The organism is Phreatobacter oligotrophus, assembly GCF_003046185.1.
Taxonomy (GTDB): domain Bacteria; phylum Pseudomonadota; class Alphaproteobacteria; order Rhizobiales; family Phreatobacteraceae; genus Phreatobacter; species Phreatobacter oligotrophus.
The window spans coordinates 19,970-38,623 of sequence record NZ_PZZL01000015.1; the positions used below are offsets into that span (position 1 = coordinate 19,970).

The window sequence follows — 18,654 nt, forward strand, 5'->3', positions numbered from 1 at the left end:
GTCGACCGCCGCCTCCCGAATCCATCGACAGGCCGGCCCCGACGATTCCGGTGTCCTGCCGTCGCGATTGGCCAGCCGGGCCATGACGATTGCCGGCATGGGCTACTGGGTGGCCAATACCTGCGACCCCGAGACCTTCTGGATCTCGCCCGAGCTGGCCGACCTGGTCGGTGTTCCCTCCGGCCCCATCGCCATCAAGGTATTGCGTGAGCGCTACGAGGGCGAAGGGGCTTCACGGGTCTTCGAGGGGTTCCGGACGTGCATCTCGACGGGGGCGCCCTACGCCGTCGACGTCGTGTATCGCCATCCCGACGGCCGCCTCCTCAACCTGCGCATCCATGGCGAGGCCGAGCGCGACAGCCAGGGCGCCATCGTCCGGGTCAGCGGCATCGTCGTCGACACGACCCGGGAAACCGAGGCGCTGAAGCGCATCGCCGACTCCGAACAGATGTTGGCGGATTTCCTAGACACGGCGACCGACTGGTGCTGGCAGACCGATGCCGAGCATCGCTTCACCCGCTTCGAGGCCGGCAGCCAATCGCGCCGGTCCATCAACGGCAGCCGTGTGCTGGGCCGCTCGCGCTGGGAACTGGATATCCCCGAGGGGTCACGCCACGAGGTGGAGCAGATCCGCGCCGCCATGGAGGCGCACCAGCCGTTCCGCGATATCGACTATACCGTCAACACCCAGGCCGGCCAGCGCCGGATGCGGACCAGCGGTAAGCCGATCTTCGGCCCTGACGGCACCTTCGAGGGCTATCGGGGCACCGCCGCCGACGTCACCGAGCTGCGCGATGCCGAACGCCTGTTGCTGAACCGCTCGGCCGCGCTCGCCGAGGCGCACCGCATCGGCCGGATGGGCTCGTGGTCCTTTCTGCTCGGTGACGAGATGGTCACCTGGAGCGAAGAGCTTTTCGCTGTCACGGGCTTCGATCCCTCCACCTTCGACAGCCGCAACACCGCCGTGCTGGCCATGTTCGAGCCGGAGGACCGGCAGAAGCTCATCGATATCCAGGTGGCGGTGCTGAAGGGCGGTGGCGCCCGCAGCGTCGACGTGCGGCTCGCCTGCCCGGATGGGCGGGTGCGTGATTTCGCGGTCACCTGCAAGGGCGAGGAGGTCGCCGGCAAGATCGTCGGCTTCGTCGGCACCGTCCAGGACGTGACGGAACGCAAGCAGGCCCAGCGGCAGCTGGAAGAACTGGCCTATGCTGATCCGCTGACCGGCCTCGCCAACCGCGCCATGTTCAAGCAGTCGCTGACCACGGTGATCGGCAAGGCGCTGCTCGAAGGCCGTTTCGCGACGCTCTATCTCGTCGATCTCGACCGCTTCAAGGAGGTCAACGACGCCTTCGGCCATGCAGCGGGCGACGAGCTCCTGTGCCGTGTCGCCGCCATCCTGCGGCGCGAGTTCGGCGATGGCGCCTTCATCGCCCGCCTCGGCGGCGACGAGTTCGCCATCCTGGTAGAGCGCAGCCACCAGCACGAGGACGTGCGGATCATCGCCGAGGACCTGATCGCCGCGCTGTCAGGCCCCATCGACCTGTCCAGCGGCGAGGCCTTCGTCGGCGCCACGGTCGGCGTCGCCATGCTGCCGGAGCACGCGACCTCGACCGACCAGGCCATGCGCCATGCCGATCTCGCGCTCTACATGGGCAAGGAGGCGGGACGCGGACGCTGCATGCTGTTCGAGACGGCCTTCGCCGAGGCGGTCGAGCAGCGCCTGCTTCTGGCGCGCGACCTGCGCCACGCCATCGAGGAGAACGAACTCCACGCCTTCTACCAGCCGCAGGTGAGCATCGCGACCGGCAAGGTGGTGGGCTTCGAGGCGCTGCTGCGCTGGACCCACCGCGAGCGCGGCCCCATTTCGCCCGCCGAATTCATTCCCGTGGCGGAAAACTCCGGCATCATCGTCGATCTCGGTCTGTGGATCCTGCGCGAAGCCTGCCAGCAGGCCAAGGCCTGGCTGGACCAGGGCCTGCCGCCGCGGACCATGTCGGTGAACGTCTCGCCGGCGCAGTTCTGGGCCATGGATTTCGAGACCGCCGTGGCGGCGGTGCTGGCGGAGACCGGCCTGCCGGCGGAGCTGCTCTGCCTCGAACTGACCGAGAGCCTCTTCGTCGACCAGAGCGAGGACCGCATCAGCCGGACGCTCGGATCGCTCTCGGCGCTCGGCGTGCAGCTTGCCCTCGACGATTTCGGCTCGGGCTATTCCTCGCTCGGCTACCTGACGCGGCTGCCCTTCCACCGCCTGAAGGTCGATCGCTCCTTTGTCGACGGGATCGCCGGCCAGCCGGCCAAGCGCAAGCTTCTCGCCGGCATCATCGCCCTCTCGCATGGTCTCGGCCTGTCGACCGTCGCCGAGGGCGCGGAGAAGCGCGCCGACGTCGACGTCCTGCGCGAACTCGGCTGCGACACCGTCCAGGGCTATGTCTATTCCCGCCCCGTCGCCCCCGACGCCGCGCCGGTCGTGGCGGCGTCGATCGAGGCGGAGCCGCTGCCGGATCACCGGCCGCAATGCCTCATTCCCGACGCCGACACGGCGGCGATGATCGCTGCGCTGGGGTGAGGGCAGGGCGGGGCTGAGGCCCCGCCTCAGCCGCCGATATTGTAGGCGGCAAGCGCGGCCATGTTGACGATGTCGGAATCGCGCGCCCCGAGGGGGACGATCTGCACCGGCTTGTCGAGGCCGACTAGCAGCGGGCCGATCACCGTTGCGCCGCCCAGCTCCTGCATCATCTTCGTGGAGATGGAGGCGGAGTGGAAGGCGGGCATGACCAGCACGTTGGCGGGACCGGTCAGCCGGCAGAACGGATAGGCCTGCATCAGCTCCGGGTTCAGCGCCACGTCGGCCGCCATCTCGCCGTCATACTCGAAATCGACCCGGCGGCCGTCGAGGATCTTCACCGCCTCGATCACCTTCTCCGAGCGCTCGCCCCGCGGCTGGCCGAAGGTCGAGAACGCGAGCAGGGCGACGCGCGGCTCGGTGCCGAGCCGGCGGGCGGCATGGGCAGCCTCGATGGCGATCTCGGCAAGGTCGGCGGCCGAGGGCATCTCGGTGATGGCGGTGTCGGCGACGAGCACGGTGCGCCCGCGCGACAGCACGATGGAGACGCCGATGAGCCTGTGGCCGGGCTTCACGTCGATGACGCGGCGCACCTCCTCGAGGGCCGAGGAATAGTTGCGGGTGACGCCGGTGACCATGCCGTCGGCATCGCCGGCCTCGACCATGGCCGCGCCGAAGATGTTGCGGTCCTGGTTCACCATGCGCTGGCAGTCACGGAACAGGTAGCCGTGGCGCTGCAGGCGCTCGTAGAGCTGGCTGGCGTAATCGGCATTGCGGGTCGAGAGCCGCGCATTGGCGATCTCGATGCCCTCCTTGAGATCGATGCCGGCGGCCTGGGCCGTGGCGCGAACGCGATCCTCGCGGCCGACCAGGATGGCGGTGCCAAGGCCCTGGTTGACGAAGCTCTGGGCAGCGCGGATCACCTGCTCCTCCTCGCCCTCGGCGAAGACGACGCGGCGCGGCGTGCGGCGGGCGCGCTCGAAGATGCGGGCGAGAACGCCGGCGACGGGATTGAGGCGGGCGGTGAGCTGCGCCTTGTAGGCGGCCATGTCGACGATCGGCCGGCGGGCGACGCCGGTCTCCATCGCCGCCTGCGCGACCGCGGTCGGCACGGCGTACATCAGGCGCGGATCGAAGGGCACGGGGATGATGTACTCCGGGCCATATTTCGGCCGGCCGCCGCCATAGGCCGCGGCGACGTCATCGGGCACGTCCTCGCGCGCCAGCGCCGCGAGCGCTTCGGCCGCGGCGATCTTCATCTCCATGTTGATCTTGGTGGCGCGCACATCGAGCGCGCCGCGGAACAGGAAGGGGAAGCCGAGGACGTTGTTGACCTGGTTCGGATAGTCGGAGCGGCCGGTGGCGACGATGGCGTCGGAGCGCACCGCGTGGACCTCCTCCGGGGTGATCTCCGGATCGGGATTGGCCATGGCGAAGATGATCGGCTTCGGCGCCATGGACATGACCATCTCGCGGGTCAGCGCGCCCTTCACCGACAGGCCGAAGAAGACGTCGGCACCCTTCACCGCCTCGGCGAGCGTGCGCGCGTCGGTCGTCACGGCATGGCCGGACTTCCACTGGTTCATGCCCTCGGTGCGGCCGCGCCAGATCGTCCCCTTGGTGTCGCAGAGGATGACGTTCTCGGGGTTGAAGCCCATGGCCTTGAGGAGCTCGACGCAGGCGATGCCCGCCGCGCCCGCGCCGTTGACCACCAGCCGGGTCGTCTTGATGTCGCGGCCGGTGATGTCCATGGCATTGATCAGGCCGGCCGCGGCGATGATCGCCGTGCCATGCTGGTCGTCATGGAACACCGGGATGTCCATGAGCTCCTGCAGGCGCTGCTCGATGATGAAGCACTCGGGCGCCTTGATGTCCTCGAGGTTGATGCCGCCGAAGGAGGGGCCGAGATAGCGCACCGCCTCGATGATCTTGTCGGGATCCTCGGTATCGAGCTCGAGGTCGATGGAATCGACGTCGGCGAAGCGCTTGAACAGCACCGCCTTGCCTTCCATGACCGGCTTGGAGGCCAGCGCACCGAGATTGCCGAGGCCGAGGATCGCCGTGCCGTTGGAGATGACGGCGACCATGTTGCCGCGGGTCGTGTAGTCGAAGGCGCGGGCCGGGTCCTCGGCAATGGCGAGGACGGGCACGGCGACGCCGGGCGAATAGGCCAGCGACAGGTCGCGCTGCGTCGCCATCGGCTTGGTCGGCACGATCTCGAGCTTGCCGGGCTTGCCGACCTGATGGAAGGCGAGGGCCTCCTGGTCGGTGATGGTCGGGCGGTTGCGTCGGCCGGTCGTGTTGTCGGTCGCCATGGGGGCTCTTCTTGCAGCGTTCCTCGAAAGGGAGGGGGACCTTAGGGGCTCGCCCCCCCGGGGGCAACGGGCCGTGCGGGGGACGGCCGTGAGACCTTAGGCCGCCTTGCCCGCCGCCCAGCCCGACGACCATGCCCACTGGAAATTGTAGCCGCCCAGCCACCCGGTGACGTCCACCGCCTCGCCGATGGCATAGAGGCCGGGCACGGATTTCACCGCCATGGTCTGCTGGTCGAGGCTGGAGGTGTCGATGCCGCCGAGCGTCACCTCGGCGGTGCGCCAGCCCTCGGTGCCGTTCGGCTTCAGCCGCCAGCGGTTCACCGCCTCGTCGATGCGGGCGAGGACCTTGTCGGAGCAGTCGGCGAGGTTCGCTTTCACGCCCTCGGCCTCGACAATGGCCTGGGCGAGCCGCTTGGGGAGGATCTCGGCGAGAACGGTCTGGACCGCCTGCCGACCATGACGGGCGCGGGCGGCCTTCAGATGGGCGAGCACGTCGATACCGGGGGCGAGCGAGGCGATGATCTCGTCACCCTCGCGCCAGTAGCTCGAGATCTGCAGCACGGCAGGCCCCGAGAGGCCGCGATGGGTGAAGAGCACGGCCTCGGCGAAGCGCGTCTTGCCGTGGCCGACCACCGCCTCCTCCACCGCGATGCCGGCCAGCGGCGTCAGGCGGGCGAGGACGTCCGGCGCAAAAGTCAGCGGCACGAGGGCGGGCCGGGGCGGCACGACCTTGAGGCCGAAGCGCTCGGCGACCTCGTAGGCAAAGCCGGTGGCGCCCATCTTCGGGATGGACTTGCCGCCCGAGGCGAGGACGAGGGAGGCGCAGCGTACCGTGCCGCCGGAGAGGCGGACGGTGAAGCCGGCCTCGCCGTGGGTCAGGCCCTCGACGCTGGTCGACAGGGCGAGCCGCGCGCCCGCCTGCTCCATCTCGTCCACCAGCATGGCGATGATCTGCTTCGCCGAACCGTCGCAGAAGAGCTGGCCGAGGGTCTTCTCGTGCCAGGCGATGCGGTGCCGGTCCACCAGCGCGATGAAGTCGTGCTGGGTGTAGCGGGCGAGCGCCGAAATCGCGAAGCGCGGGTTCTCGGACAGGTAGTTCTTCGGCGAGGCGCCGAGATTGGTGAAGTTGCAGCGCCCGCCGCCGGAGATGCGGATCTTCTCTCCCGGCGCATCGGCATGGTCGATGACGAGGACCGAGCGGCCGCGCTTGCCCGCCTCGATGGCGCACATCATGCCGGCCGCCCCCGCGCCGATGACGAGGACATCCACCTGGCGGGGGAGGGCAGGGGCCATCAATGGGGCCTTTGAGAATTCAGGCGGCGTCAGCGCCGTCCTTACGGGCTTCGGACTGCTTCAGATAGGGGTAGCGGTCAGCGAAGTCGCCGGTATAGCCGAGGTTGCGGGCGGTGGGCGAGCGCACCAGCGCCTTCTTGTCGACGATGCGGGTGCCGAAGAGCCGGTCGGCGACGGCGGTGGTGATGCCGTAGTTGCGGTTCTCGTCGATGTAGTGATGCAGCGCGTGCTCCTGCCGGCGCCGGGTGAAATAGGCCGAGCGCATCTCGCCATCCATGTGGCAGGCGAAATGGACGATCTCGTAGAAGGCGAAGAGGCCGAAGGCGATGGCGACGATGGGCGCGAGCGGCGTCAGGCCGATGGCCCAGGCGCCCGCGGCGAGCACCGCCACCAGGAGGACCACGGAGGCGGGGTGGGCGAGGATGACGCGGGTGTCCTTCGGGTCCATGTGATGGGCGTAGTGGACGCGGTTCCAGAACTGCGCGGTCGCCGAGGTGCGGGCGAGATCGAGCCAGTGCAGCACATATTTGTGGGTGATGAACTCGACGACGGGCAGCATGACCACGCCGATGACGGCGGCCATCAGCGTCCAGCCGATGCCGGCGGTGGCCAGGGCATAGACGAAGAAGCCGGCGGAGAGCGCGGTGTAGAGCAGCACCGCGCCGCGCGCGTCGGGATGGCGCATGACGGCGAGGGTGTCTGCGGCGAGGGCGCGGGTCTCGGAGGCGAGCGACATGTGGGGGACCATGCTGCAACTGCGAAGCGATCGGTGCGTCTCCTTAGCCGATCCCCGTCCATCCGCCAAAACCAAAGAGCCGTGATCGCGCCGCCTGCCGCCCGAACGGCGGATGGCGCGCCGGGCGGTGAGCGGCGACCATGGCGGCGCATCCTTCGAGCGAGCCTTCCTCATGACCGCGACCGCTTCCCCCGCTGACGCCGCCGCCTTCGACCGGCTGATGACCGCCCGCCATTCCTGCCGGGCCTTCCTCCCCGAGCCGATCCCGCGGGCGACGATCGAGGCGATCCTGACGACGGCGCAGAAGACCGCCTCCTGGAACAACACCCAGCCCTGGCAGGTGGTGATCGCCAGCGGCGCTGCGGCGGAGCGGTTTCGCGCCCTCATGCTCGGTCTCGCCTCAGGCGGCGCGGAGCCGACGCCGGACTTCGCTTTCCCGCGCGAATATCGCGGCGCCCTGCTCGACCGGCGGCGCGCCTGCGGCTTCCAGCTCTATGACGCGGTCGGCGTCGCGCGCGGTGACAAGGCCGCCTATGCCCGCCAGTCACTGCGCAACTTCGCGCTGTTCGACGCGCCGCATGTCGCCATCGTCACCACCGACGAGGCTCTCGGCGCCTATGGGGCGCTCGATTGCGGCGCCTATGTCAGCAATTTCATGACGGCCGCCACCGCCCATGGGGTGGCGACCATCGCCCAGGCCGCGCTGGCGGTGCATTCGGGCGCGATCCGCGCGCATTTCGGCCTCAGCGAAGAGCGGCGCGTGGTCTGCGGGATCTCGTTCGGGCGGGCGGATGAGAGCCACCCGGTGAACGGCTACCGCACGCCGCGGGCGGGGCTGGACGAGGTCGTGCGCTGGGAGGAGTGAGGACGCTCTGGCCGTCCCGCAGCCCTGAGGCGCTCAGAACGCCGCGCCGGCCTCCTCGCCCTCCGACACCGTGAGCGTGTCGCCGACCGCGATTGGCCCGCCGCCCGCCACGGCGCAATAAATGCCGCAATCGGCATGGCCATAGGTCCGCATCAGCACGGCGGGGATCATCAGGTCGCGCACGGCGGTCGCCGGGTTCACGGTGGTGGCGGCGCAGCGCTCGGTGCGCTTGAGCCCCGTGAGCGCCGTCTCGCAGATGCGGATGCGCTTGCCCACCCAGTCGAACTCGGAGAAGGCCGGCACGCCATCGATATAGACATTGGCGCGGAAGCGGATCGGGTCGACCGGGAAGCCTGTTTCCTTCTCCAGCGCCCGCACCGAGGCGAGGTTGATGATCGACACAAAGCCCGAGCGCGAATCCATGAAGCGGAAGCCGGGCGGTCCGGCCACCACCTTCGGGGCGCCGGCCAGCTCGCTGGCGAGGAACATGCGGAAGAAGTCCTCGATGGCGACGCGGCCCTTGGCCGTGCCGAGATCGCCGCGGGCGACCTCCACCTCGTCGGCGACGATGGAGAGGATGCGGGTGTCGTCCTCGTAGCGGGTCTTGAGTTTCGCCAGCGCCGCCTGCCGGGCGAGAACGAGGAACTTCTGCTTCGGCTGGTGCTCCGGGTTCGCCGGATCGAAGCCTGAGGGGCCATTCTCGATGGCAAAGAGCCGGTCGCCGGGGAAATGCTCCCCCGCCGTGAGGGTCGCCGTCGTCAGGGGCTCGGCGGAGAGCCCCTTCACGGGATAGCGGTAAAGGGCGGTGATGCGGGCGGCGGGGCTTGTGCTCATGGCTTTGAGGTGGCGCAAGGCAGCCTCATGCGTCAAGCGGCGATGATGGGATCGTGCCTCCCCGGCGGCTCGGGCCCGGCCGGCGCCTTTCGAAAAAAGACGCCGCGCCGGGCCTCTTTTCACCGCCCGGGGGGACACCCATATCAGCCTCGCGCCGGTTGCTTCGGGACCGGCACCCCATCGGTCTGACGTTCCCTTCGGGCTCACCTGAGACGAGCGGAACGGGCAAAGGAGTGGCCCATGAACATCGAGAAATACACCGAGCGGTCGCGCGGTTTCATCCAGTCGGCCCAGTCGCTCGCGCTGCGCGAGGGGCATCAGCAGTTCCTGCCCGAGCACATCCTCAAGGTGCTGCTCGATGATCCGGAAGGCCTTGCCTCGGGCCTCATCCGCCAGGCCGGCGGCCAGCCGCAGGTGGCGCTTGCGCGCACCGAAGAGGCGCTGAAGAAGGTCCCGAAGGTGCAGGGTTCGGGGGCCGGCCAGGTCTATCTCGGCCAGGGCCTTGCCCGCGTCTTCGATGCGGCCGAGAAGGCGGCGGAGAAATCCGGCGACAGTTTCGTCGCGGCGGAGCGGCTGCTCCTCGCCCTGGCGCTGGAGAAGGACACGGAGGCCGGCAAGGCGCTCGCCGCCGCCGGTGTCAGCGCCCAGTCGCTCAACCAGGCGATCGAAGGCCTGCGCAAGGGCCGCAAGGCGGATTCGGCCTCGGCCGAGAACGCCTATGACGCGCTGAAGAAATATGCCCGCGACCTCACCGCCGCCGCCCGCGAGGGCAAGCTCGATCCGGTGATCGGCCGCGACGAGGAGATCCGCCGCACCATCCAGGTCCTGTCGCGGCGGACGAAGAACAATCCCGTCCTCATCGGCGAGCCCGGCGTCGGCAAGACTGCCATCGTCGAGGGCCTCGCGCTGCGCGTCATCGATGGCGACGTGCCGGAGAGCCTGAAGGACAAGGCGATCCTGTCGCTCGACATGGGCGCGCTCATCGCCGGTGCGAAATATCGCGGCGAGTTCGAGGAGCGGCTGAAGGCCGTGCTGTCCGAGGTCACCTCGTCGGATGGCGGCATCGTCCTCTTCATCGACGAGATGCACACGCTGGTCGGTGCCGGCAAGGCGGATGGGGCGATGGACGCCTCGAACCTGCTGAAGCCCGCTCTCGCCCGCGGCGAGCTGCACTGCATCGGAGCGACGACCCTCGACGAGTATCGCAAGCATGTGGAGAAGGACGCGGCGCTCGCCCGCCGCTTCCAGCCCGTCTTCGTCGACGAGCCGAGCGTGGAGGACACCGTCTCCATCCTGCGCGGCCTCAAGGAGAAGTACGAGCAGCACCACCAGGTGCGCATCACCGACTCGGCCATCGTCGCGGCGGCGACCCTGTCCAACCGCTACATCACCGACCGCTTCCTGCCCGACAAGGCCATCGATCTCGTCGACGAGGCCTCGGCGCGGCTGCGCATGCAGGTCGATTCCAAGCCCGAGGAGCTGGACGAGCTCGACCGGCGGATCATCCAGCTCAAGATCGAGCAGGAGGCGCTGAAGAAGGAGAGCGACACCGCCTCGCGCGACCGGCTGAAGCGGCTCGAGGGCGACCTTGCGGCGCTGGAGGCGCAGTCGGCCGAGATGACCGCCCGCTGGAAGGCGGAGAAGGACAGCCTCGGCCGCGCCGCGGAGCTCAAGAAGCAGCTCGAGGATGCCCGCAACGCCCTGGCCAATGCCCAGCGCAAGGGCGACTGGGCGAAGGCCGGCGAACTCTCCTACGGCACCATTCCGGGGCTGGAGAAGGAGATCGCCAGCGTCGAGCAGCAGAACGAGCAGGCCATGGTCGAGGAGGCGGTCACCGCCGACCACGTCGCCCAGGTCGTCTCGCGCTGGACCGGCGTGCCGGTCGACAAGATGCTGGAGGGCGAGAAGGACAAGCTGCTGCGCATGGAGGACGAGCTGGCGAAGCGCGTCATCGGCCAGGGCGAGGCGGTGAAGGCCGTCTCGACCGCGGTGCGGCGCGCCCGCGCCGGCCTGCAGGACCCGCACCGGCCCATCGGCTCGTTCATGTTCCTCGGGCCCACCGGCGTCGGCAAGACCGAGCTGACCAAGGCGCTCGCCGAGTACCTGTTCGATGACGAGACCGCCATGGTCCGCCTCGACATGTCCGAGTACATGGAGAAGCACTCGGTCTCCCGCCTCATCGGCGCACCTCCCGGCTATGTCGGCTATGACGAGGGCGGGGCGCTGACCGAGGCCGTGCGGCGCCGGCCCTATCAGGTCGTGCTGTTCGACGAGATCGAGAAGGCGCATCCGGATGTGTTCAACGTCCTCCTGCAGGTGCTCGACGACGGCCGCCTGACCGATGGCCAGGGCCGCACCGTCGACTTCCGCAACGTGCTCATCATCATGACCTCGAACCTCGGCTCCGAGCTCCTGGTCATGCAGAACGAGAACGAGGAGGTGGACGCGGTGCGCGAGGGCGTCATGTCCATCGTGCGCGGCCACTTCCGGCCAGAGTTCCTCAACCGCGTCGACGAGATCATCCTGTTCGGCCGCCTCAAGCGCGAGCAGATGACCTCCATCGTCGAGATCCAGCTGAAGCGCCTGCAGAAGCTGCTCGACGAGCGCAAGATCGTCCTCGACCTCGATCCGGGCGCCAAGGCCTGGCTCGCCGATAAGGGCTACGATCCCGCCTATGGCGCGCGCCCGCTGAAGCGCGTGATCCAGAAGGCGGTGCAGGATCCGCTGGCCGAGCGGATCCTGGCCGGCACGATCGGCGACGGGGACCTGGTGCGGGTGAGCGCCGGCACCGACCGCCTCATCTTCGAGGCGGGGCCGCAGGCCATGGCAGCGGCCTGACACCGCGTGACAGCTTCCGGATGCAACACATCCGGAATGCAACTCTCTTGTAGCGCCGCCCGGTCGGGGGTCCGATCGGGCGGCGTTTTCATGTCGGGAGGGGTCGATGGCGCGTGCGGCACGGCGGACGGACACTCCGAAGGACGATCAGGGAACGCGGGCGCCGCGCACGGCGGTGCTCGTCTTCCACGGCATCGGTGACCAGCGGCCGATGGAGACGATGCTCGGCGTCGTCGATGCGGTGCTGGGGCCGCCCGCGACCGATGAGGAGGCCGCGCGGCGGCAGGGCTCCATTCCCCGCTGGATCAAACCCTATGTGGGCAAGGACGGGTCCTTCGATCTGAAATCCGTCACGACGCCGCCGATCGGCGAGAGCGAGAAGCGGCGCTACGACTTCTTTGAACTCTACTGGGCGCATCTGATGAGCGGCACGCGCTTCGTCGCGGTGCTGCTGTGGCTTTGCGATCTCGCCAAGCGCGACCGGAAGAGCCTGCCCCCGGATGCGCGCTGGCTCTGGTCCGCTGCCGTCATCATCCTCACCGCGGCGCTGTTCGCCGTCGTCAACGTCATGTGGGTCGTCTGCACCGGGCTGATCGGCTTGTCCGTGCGGGACCTGGCGGCGCGGGCCGAGCACGCCGCCGTGCCGGCGGCCGGCGCTTTCCTTGTCATTGGCCTTATCGCTGCGGGCTTCTCGCTCAAGGGCCTCGGCAAGAGCTGGTCCCTTGCCGGCCTCACGCTTCTGCCCTTCGCGCTGCTGGCCGGTGTTGCCCTGTGGCATCCGCTCGCCCTGCTGACCTTCGTTCCGGCCTTCGCCGTCAGCTGGATGTTTCTCGGTCGCATCGCGACGCTCGTCGGTCTGGTCGGATCCATGGGGCTTGCGGTCGTCGTGGCCTTCTGGGGCCCGTTCCTGGCGGTGTTCGGCGTCGGTGACGGACGCTGGCCGGATGTCGGCCAGATTCCCGACATCGCTTTCCTCACTCTCGGCTACCCGCCGACCAGCCTGTGGCTGCTGGTCTTCCTGACCCTGTTCGTCTTTCTCGCCTGGGCCTTCCTCGTGCCCTATGTGGGTGATTGTGCGCGCTACCTTAGGGATGCGCCCGACAACATCCAGGCGCGCAACGAGATCCGGCAACTCGGTCTCCAGGTGCTGCAGGACCTGCACGACCAGCGCTCGCGGGACGGCACGCCGCGCTACGACCGGATCGTGGTGGTGGCGCACAGCCTCGGGACGATCATCGCCTACGACGTGTTGCGGGCCTTCTTTGTCGAGCAGATCGCCAAGATCCAGCTGGGCGACGGGTCGATCGCTGCTTTCCGGGAGGTGGAGGCGCTGGCCGGGCAGGGCATCCGTCCGGGCCTCCACGGGGTCGCGCCGGTTCACGGCGGGCTGGTCTGGCAGCCCATCGACGATGCCTCGCCGCCCGGCGCCGCCGAGTACCAGGCCAAGGTGCGCGAGACATTCGCGGTCTTCTCACGGGAGCAGACGTCGCCCGGGGCCGATGGGGCCATGGCCTCGCCTTGGCGGGTCAGCGACTTCGTGACGATGGGCAGTCCGCTGACCCATGCCGCGCTGCTGATGACCCGGACCGGGACTGATCGCGAGCTGGCGGCCAAGGTCGCGATGCGCGAGTTCCCGGTGGCCCCACCGACCCTTTCACCCGGCGAGGCCGAGCGCATCCTCTTCGTGCCGAAGGACCGGACCGCCGGCCCGCCGCGCCTCCAGCACTCCGCCCTCTTCGCCCTGACCTGCTGGACCAATCTCTATTTCGTCCAGAAGCGTGCGGTGAAAGGCGATTTCATCGGCGGCCCCATTTCGCGCCAATACTCTCCCGGCACGATGAACGTGCCCATGACCACCACGATCATGGGCGGCTACTTCAATCACACCCACTATTGGACGCCGGAGGAGGGGCTCGGCGATCGTACGCCGCATATCCGGGCGCTGAAGCTCGCCGTGCTGGGCGCCGATGCGTGCCGCGAGGTCAATCGCGAAAGGCGCAGCCTCGCGGGGGGCGACGACCTCGCCCTGTAACGTGCCACGGCGTCGGCGCGCCGCAGGGCCGTGGCTTGCCGCGTTCCCCGGCGCGCCCTAGAAGACCGGCATGACCCAGATCGCCCCCATCCATGTCGTCGGCGGCGGCCTCGCCGGCTCGGAAGCTGCCTGGCAGATTGCCGAGGCCGGCGTGCCCGTCGTGCTGCACGAGATGCGCCCGGTGCGCGGCACCGACGCTCACAAGACCGAGGGCCTCGCCGAACTCGTCTGCTCCAATTCCTTCCGCTCGGACGATGCCGAAACCAACGCGGTCGGCCTGCTCCATGCCGAGATGCGGCGGCTCGGCTCGCTCATCATGCGGATGGGCGATGCCCATCAGGTCCCGGCCGGCGGCGCGCTGGCGGTCGACCGCGACGCCTTCTCCGCCGCGGTTACTGCGGCGCTGGAAGCCCATCCGCTGGTGACGATCGAGCGCGGCGAGGTGGCCGGCCTGCCGCCCGCCGACTGGGACAATGTCATCATCGCCACCGGCCCGCTGACCTCGCCGGCGCTTGCCGCTGCCATTGGCGGGCTCACCGGCGAGAAGGAGCTCGCCTTCTTCGACGCCATCGCGCCCATCGTCCATTTCGAGTCCATCGACATGGAGACCGCCTGGTTCCAGTCGCGCTACGACAAGGCGGGGCCCGGCGGCACGGGCGCCGACTACATCAACTGCCCGCTGGACCGCGACCAGTACGAGGCCTTCATCGACGCCCTGCTGGCGGCGGAGAAGACCGAGTTCAAGGAATGGGAGGGCACGCCCTATTTCGACGGCTGCCTGCCCATCGAGGTCATGGCCGAGCGCGGCCGCGAGACGCTGCGCTGGGGGCCGATGAAGCCGGTCGGCCTCACCAACAAGCACAATCCGACGGTGAAGGCCTATGCCGTCGTCCAGCTCCGCCAGGACAACAAGCTCGGCACGCTGTTCAACATGACCGGCTTCCAGACCAAGCTGAAATATGGCGAGCAGGCGAAGATCTTCCGCATGATCCCCGGCCTGCAGAATGCCGAGTTCGCGCGGCTCGGCGGCATCCACCGCAACACCTATCTCAACTCGCCGAAGGTGCTGGACGAGACGCTGCGCCTGAAGGCGGAGCCGCGGCTGCGCTTCGCCGGCCAGATCACGGGCTGCGAGGGCTATGTGGAGAGCGCCGCCATCGGCGGCATGGTCGGCCGCTTCGCCGCCGCCGAGCGGCTGGGGCGCCCGCTCGTCCTGCCGCCCGCCACCACGGCCCATGGCGCGCTGATCAACCACATCACCGGCGGCCATGTGACGACGATCGACGAGGGGCCGCGCTCCTTCCAGCCGATGAACGTCAATTTCGGCCTTTTCCCACCGGTGTTGGGCGTGCCGACCAAGGGGCCGGACGGCCAGCGGCTCAAGGGCACGGCCAAGAGCCAGGCCCGCAAGCGGACGCTCAGCGCCCGCGCGCTCGCCGATCTCGAAACATGGCTGGGCGGTACGGCCCTCGCCGCGGCAGAGTGATTAGGCCGGGTCGGTATCGGCGCCCGGTTCGAGATTGCCGATCACGGTTCTCAGGGCGTTCCGCAGTGCCGCAGCCTCGTTCGCCGAAAGACCGGCGAGCGCACGGCCATTGATGTCCGCGACCGCAGCCACCACGTCGGGCACCCGCTGCATCGCCTGAGCACTCAGGGCGACGAGCGCGCTCCGGCCGTCATGCGGCGAGGGGCGGCGGGTCACCAGACCGTCCCGCTCCATACGGGCGAGCGTTGCCGCCATGGTCGGCTGTTCGATCGCTGCGAGCTTTGCCAGGTCGCGCTGGGTCATCTCGGCCCCCCCGGCGAGCGCGAAGAAGACCGGTAGGTACCCCGAGGCGAGGCCGAGCGGGCCGAGACGGTCGTCCATTGCCTTTGCAAGAAGGCGCGCGGCCCAGTTGGTGAGATAGCCAACGGAGTCGCGGCGGTCGGGCAGGGGGGGGGCGGGATCAGGGCTATTCATAGCTTGCTATATAAAAACATTGCATGCTATATTTATGGCTGGTCCGATCCGGAGGTCAACCTCATGTCCAGCCATCTCCTCACCCGCGTCCATGTCGTCGCCGGTGGTCTCGCCATGGTGACCATCCTTTCCTTTCTTTCGGCCACCCTTGCCGTCGAGGTTCTTGGGACCGCCAGCGCCATCGCCGTGGTGAAAACGGCGATCGTCTGGGGGCTTCTCATCCTCGTCCCAGCGATGGCCATGGCGGGGGCGAGCGGCTTCCGTCTCGCGAAGGGGCGGCTCAAGGGGATCATCGGCCGCAAGGCGGTCCGCATGCGGGTCATCGCGGCGAACGGGCTTCTGGTGCTGGTGCCCTTAGCACTCTTCCTCGCCTGGAAAGCGAGGTCGGGCGATCTCGATACGATCTTCGCCGTGGTTCAGGGGCTCGAGATCCTTGCCGGGATCGCCAACCTGACACTGCTCGGTCTCAACATGCGGGACGGGCTGATCCTCCACCGTGCCCGCCGGGCAATGGCGGCGCGGGCGTGAGGCGTCTCAGCGGCCGGTCTGTGCGGTCACCCGCGTCTCGGCGCGGTCACGGGTCATCAGGTTGTCGATCCGCTCGCGCTCAGCGCGGAAGGCATTGAGCATCGGGCCGGCAAGCTCCCGGCCCCGCGGCACGCGCACGCGCATCGGATCGACGAAGCGGCCGTTGACCATCACCTCGTAGTGCAGGTGCGGGCCGGTGGAGAGGCCGGAATTGCCGAGATAGCCGATGACCTGGCCCTGGCGGACCCGCGCGCCCTCGGTGATGCCGCGGGCAAAGCCCGAGAGGTGCGAATAGGTCGAGGTATAGCCGTTGGGATGCTCGATCTCGATGCGGCGGCCATAGCCGCTGGACCAGGCCGCCTTGCCGATGACGCCGTTGCCAGCGGCGACGATGGGCGTGCCGATGCGGTCGGACCAGTCGACGCCCGAATGCATCTTGAAATAGCCCATGACGGGGTGGCGGCGCATGCCGAAGCCGGAGCGCATCTGGCCGCCGGCAATGGGCTTGCGGATGAGGAACTTGCGGGCCGACTTGCCCTGCTCGTCGTAGTAATCGACGATACCGTCGGCGGTGGAGTGGAAGCGGTAGTAGCGCCGCGTCTCGCCGCCGGCGGTCAGCGAGGCATAGAGGATGTCGGCGCGGCCGGCCTCGCCCTCGTCGTCCGAGGCATAGAGCACCTCGAAGAGATCGGTGGAGGCGACGCGGCGGGAGAAGTCGACGTCGTTGCCGAAGAGGCGGATGAGCTCGTCGATGATGGGCCGCGGGATTTCCTGGCGCAGCGCCGTCTCATAGAGAGCGGCATAGAGTCGGAGGCCCGAGCCCTCGTCGTCCTCCTCCTGCTCCTCGGTGACATTGACGGCTTCGGCCGGATCCTCGACCGCGACATAGCGGCCCTCGTCGGTCTGCGCGACGGCCGCCTCGGGCTGGCCGCGCTCGCCGACCAGGATGACGCGCACCGGCTGGAGGCGACCGGCGGACCCTTGCGAGAACAGCACGCGGATGCGCTGGCCCTCGCGCAGGGTGATCTCGCGCCCCCCCCGGGTGAAGGCCGAGGCGACGAGGCGGGCATCGTCGCGCACCGCGCCGAGCTCGAGGAGGATGGAGGTGATGGTGTCGCCGGGCTTGGCGATGACAGTGCGGTCCGGGGCCGCGGCGGCGGCGACGCTCTCCGGCGCACGCTTCACCACGTTGAGGACATTCGGATCGTCGGGGCCGGGCGGCTCGAGCCGGGCGCGCGAGGGGGCGGTGACGCCGCCGCCTGACGGGAGAGAGACGGGCACGGAGAGGCTCGCCTGGGTCGCCACGTCCCGGACCTGGGAGAGAATGTCCTCGGTGGACAGCGTCATCATGCTGCGCTGCTGGGGCGAGAGCGCGCTGAACTCGCGCATCACCACCGTCACCTCGCCGTCGGTGGCCGGCTCCTGCTCCTCGGCCCGCTCGGCGGTGTCACCGGCAAGGAGACGCAGCGGATTGAACTCAGGAATGTCGTAGTCGCCGCTCGAGGCCTGGATGAGGTTGGCGACCACGCGGGTGTGCGGGCGGACGCGGATGATCTCGCGATCGCCGACCCGCGAGGTCTGGGAGACGCGGATCGTCTGTTTCGAGGAGGCGAAGAGATCGGCCAGCGGGGTCAGGCGGTCACCCTTGCGGGCGGTGTTGGTCGGGCGGTCCGCGCCGGCGCCGGGGATGCGGGTCAGCGGCTGCATGATCTCGGCGGGCGCGGGCGGGCGCGTCGGGTTCTCGAGCGCCGCCCAGACGGCGCCGCCCATGAGGCCGGCGCCGCAGAGCCCGGTCAGCACCGTGCCGGAGAACCAGCGGATGTTCACGCTGCGCGATTCGATGGCCTTGCGCTCGGTCCCGTCGCTCGACAGCGGCGCCTCGTCGCCGAGCGTGGCGCTCGGGTCATGCTGGGGGCCTGAGGGACAACGGCTGGTCAGCAGCAAGAAACGCATTCCTCTTCAGCGCCGTCGGCCGGCGGGACCGGCTCGCGGCGCGACGCCCGTCCGGGACGCCGCGAAGCGCCCGGAGAGCGCGGCGACGTTGCCCGCGGGGCCTTCGGCCGTCAAGCGAGCGGGGGCGGAGAAAAAGCCGGGGAATGTGGCGTGGTGAGGGCTGCCGGGCTTCGCCTTATGACGTGGGCCGTGCGGCAGGCGGAGGAGAGCACTCGGGGCATCCGGGCGAGGGAGTCCTTCTGAGACGGTGCCGCCGCATCGCCCTCTGCTGGAACCGCAGGGCCCGACCGGGGTTGGAGGGAAAGCGCCGCCGGTCCTGCCGGGTCGGCGTCCCGGGCCGCGGCTTGTGGAGAAGCCTTGTCGAATCGCCGAAAGGCCCGTTCATTCAAGCACCTGAGGGTGTTGGAAGTTCATGACGGCCCCAGCCGGCGACGGGCTCTGTCGTCGGGCCGTCATTTTTTTCCGGATATGTGTTGACAGCCGAAAGGGCCTCGGCCTATATACGGCCCATCGACGCGGCGCCGCGCTTGACCGGTGCGAGTTCGCGTCACTTGAAGCTTTCATTCACCTCCTGGTGCATGGCGCTTCTGGCCCCGGCCAGAAGATGAGCTTCAGTCGCCCTTTTGGGTGGGAGCCCTTTGTGGTTCCGGTTCTTTGACAATTGAATATGGGAAAGAGAAACGTAGGCGGCGGAGTTCTTGCGGACCGGTCTTCGGACTGGTCGATGACGAGACTTC

General features: G+C 68.9%; 12 protein-coding genes. 6 read left to right on the plus strand and 6 right to left on the minus strand.

Features of this window, described 5'->3' with window-relative positions; all coding sequences use genetic code 11:
• The first annotated feature begins 82 nt into the window (after positions 1-82).
• Complete coding sequence (locus C8P69_RS20955) at positions 83-2,566, plus strand: bifunctional diguanylate cyclase/phosphodiesterase (RefSeq protein ID WP_245902168.1); 2,484 nt, start codon at positions 83-85, stop codon at positions 2,564-2,566.
• Between the two features lie 26 nt (positions 2,567-2,592).
• Here the strand turns inward: C8P69_RS20955 and C8P69_RS20960 are convergent, their stop codons facing one another.
• From C8P69_RS20960 to C8P69_RS20970, 3 genes are all read right to left on the minus strand, one after another.
• Positions 2,593-4,878, minus strand: coding sequence for an NADP-dependent malic enzyme (locus C8P69_RS20960; RefSeq protein WP_108179407.1), 2,286 nt, complete (start codon positions 4,876-4,878; stop codon positions 2,593-2,595).
• 96 nt (positions 4,879-4,974) lie between these two features.
• A complete protein-coding gene (locus tag C8P69_RS20965) occupies positions 4,975-6,171 on the minus strand; it encodes a BaiN/RdsA family NAD(P)/FAD-dependent oxidoreductase (RefSeq protein ID WP_108179408.1) in 1,197 nt (398 codons plus the stop codon).
• Positions 6,172-6,190: 19 nt separating this feature from the next.
• On the minus strand, positions 6,191-6,919 hold the full coding sequence (locus C8P69_RS20970; RefSeq protein WP_170118334.1) for a sterol desaturase family protein: 729 nt from the start codon (positions 6,917-6,919) through the stop codon (positions 6,191-6,193).
• A gap of 160 nt (positions 6,920-7,079) precedes the next feature.
• On the opposite strand from C8P69_RS20970, the gene C8P69_RS20975 reads away from it, so the two are divergent.
• Positions 7,080-7,772: a nitroreductase gene (locus C8P69_RS20975; RefSeq protein ID WP_245902169.1), complete on the plus strand. Its 693-nt coding sequence runs from the start codon at positions 7,080-7,082 to the stop codon at positions 7,770-7,772.
• 33 nt (positions 7,773-7,805) lie between these two features.
• On the opposite strand, the gene C8P69_RS20980 is transcribed toward C8P69_RS20975, so the two are convergent.
• Positions 7,806-8,624, minus strand: a complete 819-nt coding sequence (locus C8P69_RS20980) for an MOSC domain-containing protein (protein WP_170118335.1) — start codon at positions 8,622-8,624, stop codon at positions 7,806-7,808.
• 222 nt (positions 8,625-8,846) lie between these two features.
• Between C8P69_RS20980 and clpB the strand changes: the two genes are divergently transcribed.
• The 3 genes from clpB to trmFO all read left to right on the plus strand — a co-directional run bounded on the left by clpB (position 8,847) and on the right by trmFO (position 14,962).
• Positions 8,847-11,444 (plus strand): ATP-dependent chaperone ClpB, encoded by a 2,598-nt coding sequence (gene clpB, locus C8P69_RS20985; RefSeq protein ID WP_108179411.1) that lies wholly within the window; start codon positions 8,847-8,849, stop codon positions 11,442-11,444.
• A 106-nt stretch (positions 11,445-11,550) separates the two neighbouring features.
• Positions 11,551-13,476, plus strand: a complete 1,926-nt coding sequence (locus C8P69_RS23975; RefSeq protein ID WP_170118336.1) for a hypothetical protein — start codon at positions 11,551-11,553, stop codon at positions 13,474-13,476.
• A gap of 70 nt (positions 13,477-13,546) precedes the next feature.
• Positions 13,547-14,962: a methylenetetrahydrofolate--tRNA-(uracil(54)-C(5))-methyltransferase (FADH(2)-oxidizing) TrmFO gene (trmFO, locus tag C8P69_RS20995; protein ID WP_108179412.1), complete on the plus strand. Its 1,416-nt coding sequence runs from the start codon at positions 13,547-13,549 to the stop codon at positions 14,960-14,962.
• On the opposite strand, the gene C8P69_RS21000 is transcribed toward trmFO, so the two are convergent.
• Positions 14,963-15,343, minus strand: a complete 381-nt coding sequence (locus tag C8P69_RS21000) for a MarR family winged helix-turn-helix transcriptional regulator (protein WP_245902170.1) — start codon at positions 15,341-15,343, stop codon at positions 14,963-14,965.
• A gap of 156 nt (positions 15,344-15,499) precedes the next feature.
• Here C8P69_RS21000 and C8P69_RS21005 point away from each other — a divergent pair, with 156 nt between their 5' ends.
• Positions 15,500-15,964, plus strand: coding sequence for a hypothetical protein (locus tag C8P69_RS21005; RefSeq protein ID WP_108179413.1), 465 nt, complete (start codon positions 15,500-15,502; stop codon positions 15,962-15,964).
• Between the two features lie 6 nt (positions 15,965-15,970).
• On the opposite strand, the gene C8P69_RS21010 is transcribed toward C8P69_RS21005, so the two are convergent.
• Entirely contained in the window at positions 15,971-17,908 is a 1,938-nt protein-coding gene (locus C8P69_RS21010) for a M23 family metallopeptidase (protein WP_245902171.1), read from the minus strand.
• Positions 17,909-18,654 lie beyond the last annotated feature (746 nt).

Coding starts and splice junctions, on each gene's coding strand:
- C8P69_RS20955 (WP_245902168.1), top strand. CDS start 83: ATGACGATTGCCGGCATGGGCTACTGGGTGGCCAATACCTGCGACCCC.
- C8P69_RS20960 (WP_108179407.1), bottom strand. CDS start 4,878: ATGGCGACCGACAACACGACCGGCCGACGCAACCGCCCGACCATCACC.
- C8P69_RS20965 (WP_108179408.1), bottom strand. CDS start 6,171: ATGGCCCCTGCCCTCCCCCGCCAGGTGGATGTCCTCGTCATCGGCGCG.
- C8P69_RS20970 (WP_170118334.1), bottom strand. CDS start 6,919: ATGGTCCCCCACATGTCGCTCGCCTCCGAGACCCGCGCCCTCGCCGCA.
- C8P69_RS20975 (WP_245902169.1), top strand. CDS start 7,080: ATGACCGCGACCGCTTCCCCCGCTGACGCCGCCGCCTTCGACCGGCTG.
- clpB (WP_108179411.1), top strand. CDS start 8,847: ATGAACATCGAGAAATACACCGAGCGGTCGCGCGGTTTCATCCAGTCG.
- C8P69_RS23975 (WP_170118336.1), top strand. CDS start 11,551: ATGGCGCGTGCGGCACGGCGGACGGACACTCCGAAGGACGATCAGGGA.
- trmFO (WP_108179412.1), top strand. CDS start 13,547: ATGACCCAGATCGCCCCCATCCATGTCGTCGGCGGCGGCCTCGCCGGC.
- C8P69_RS21000 (WP_245902170.1), bottom strand. CDS start 15,343: ATGGACGACCGTCTCGGCCCGCTCGGCCTCGCCTCGGGGTACCTACCG.
- C8P69_RS21005 (WP_108179413.1), top strand. CDS start 15,500: ATGTCCAGCCATCTCCTCACCCGCGTCCATGTCGTCGCCGGTGGTCTC.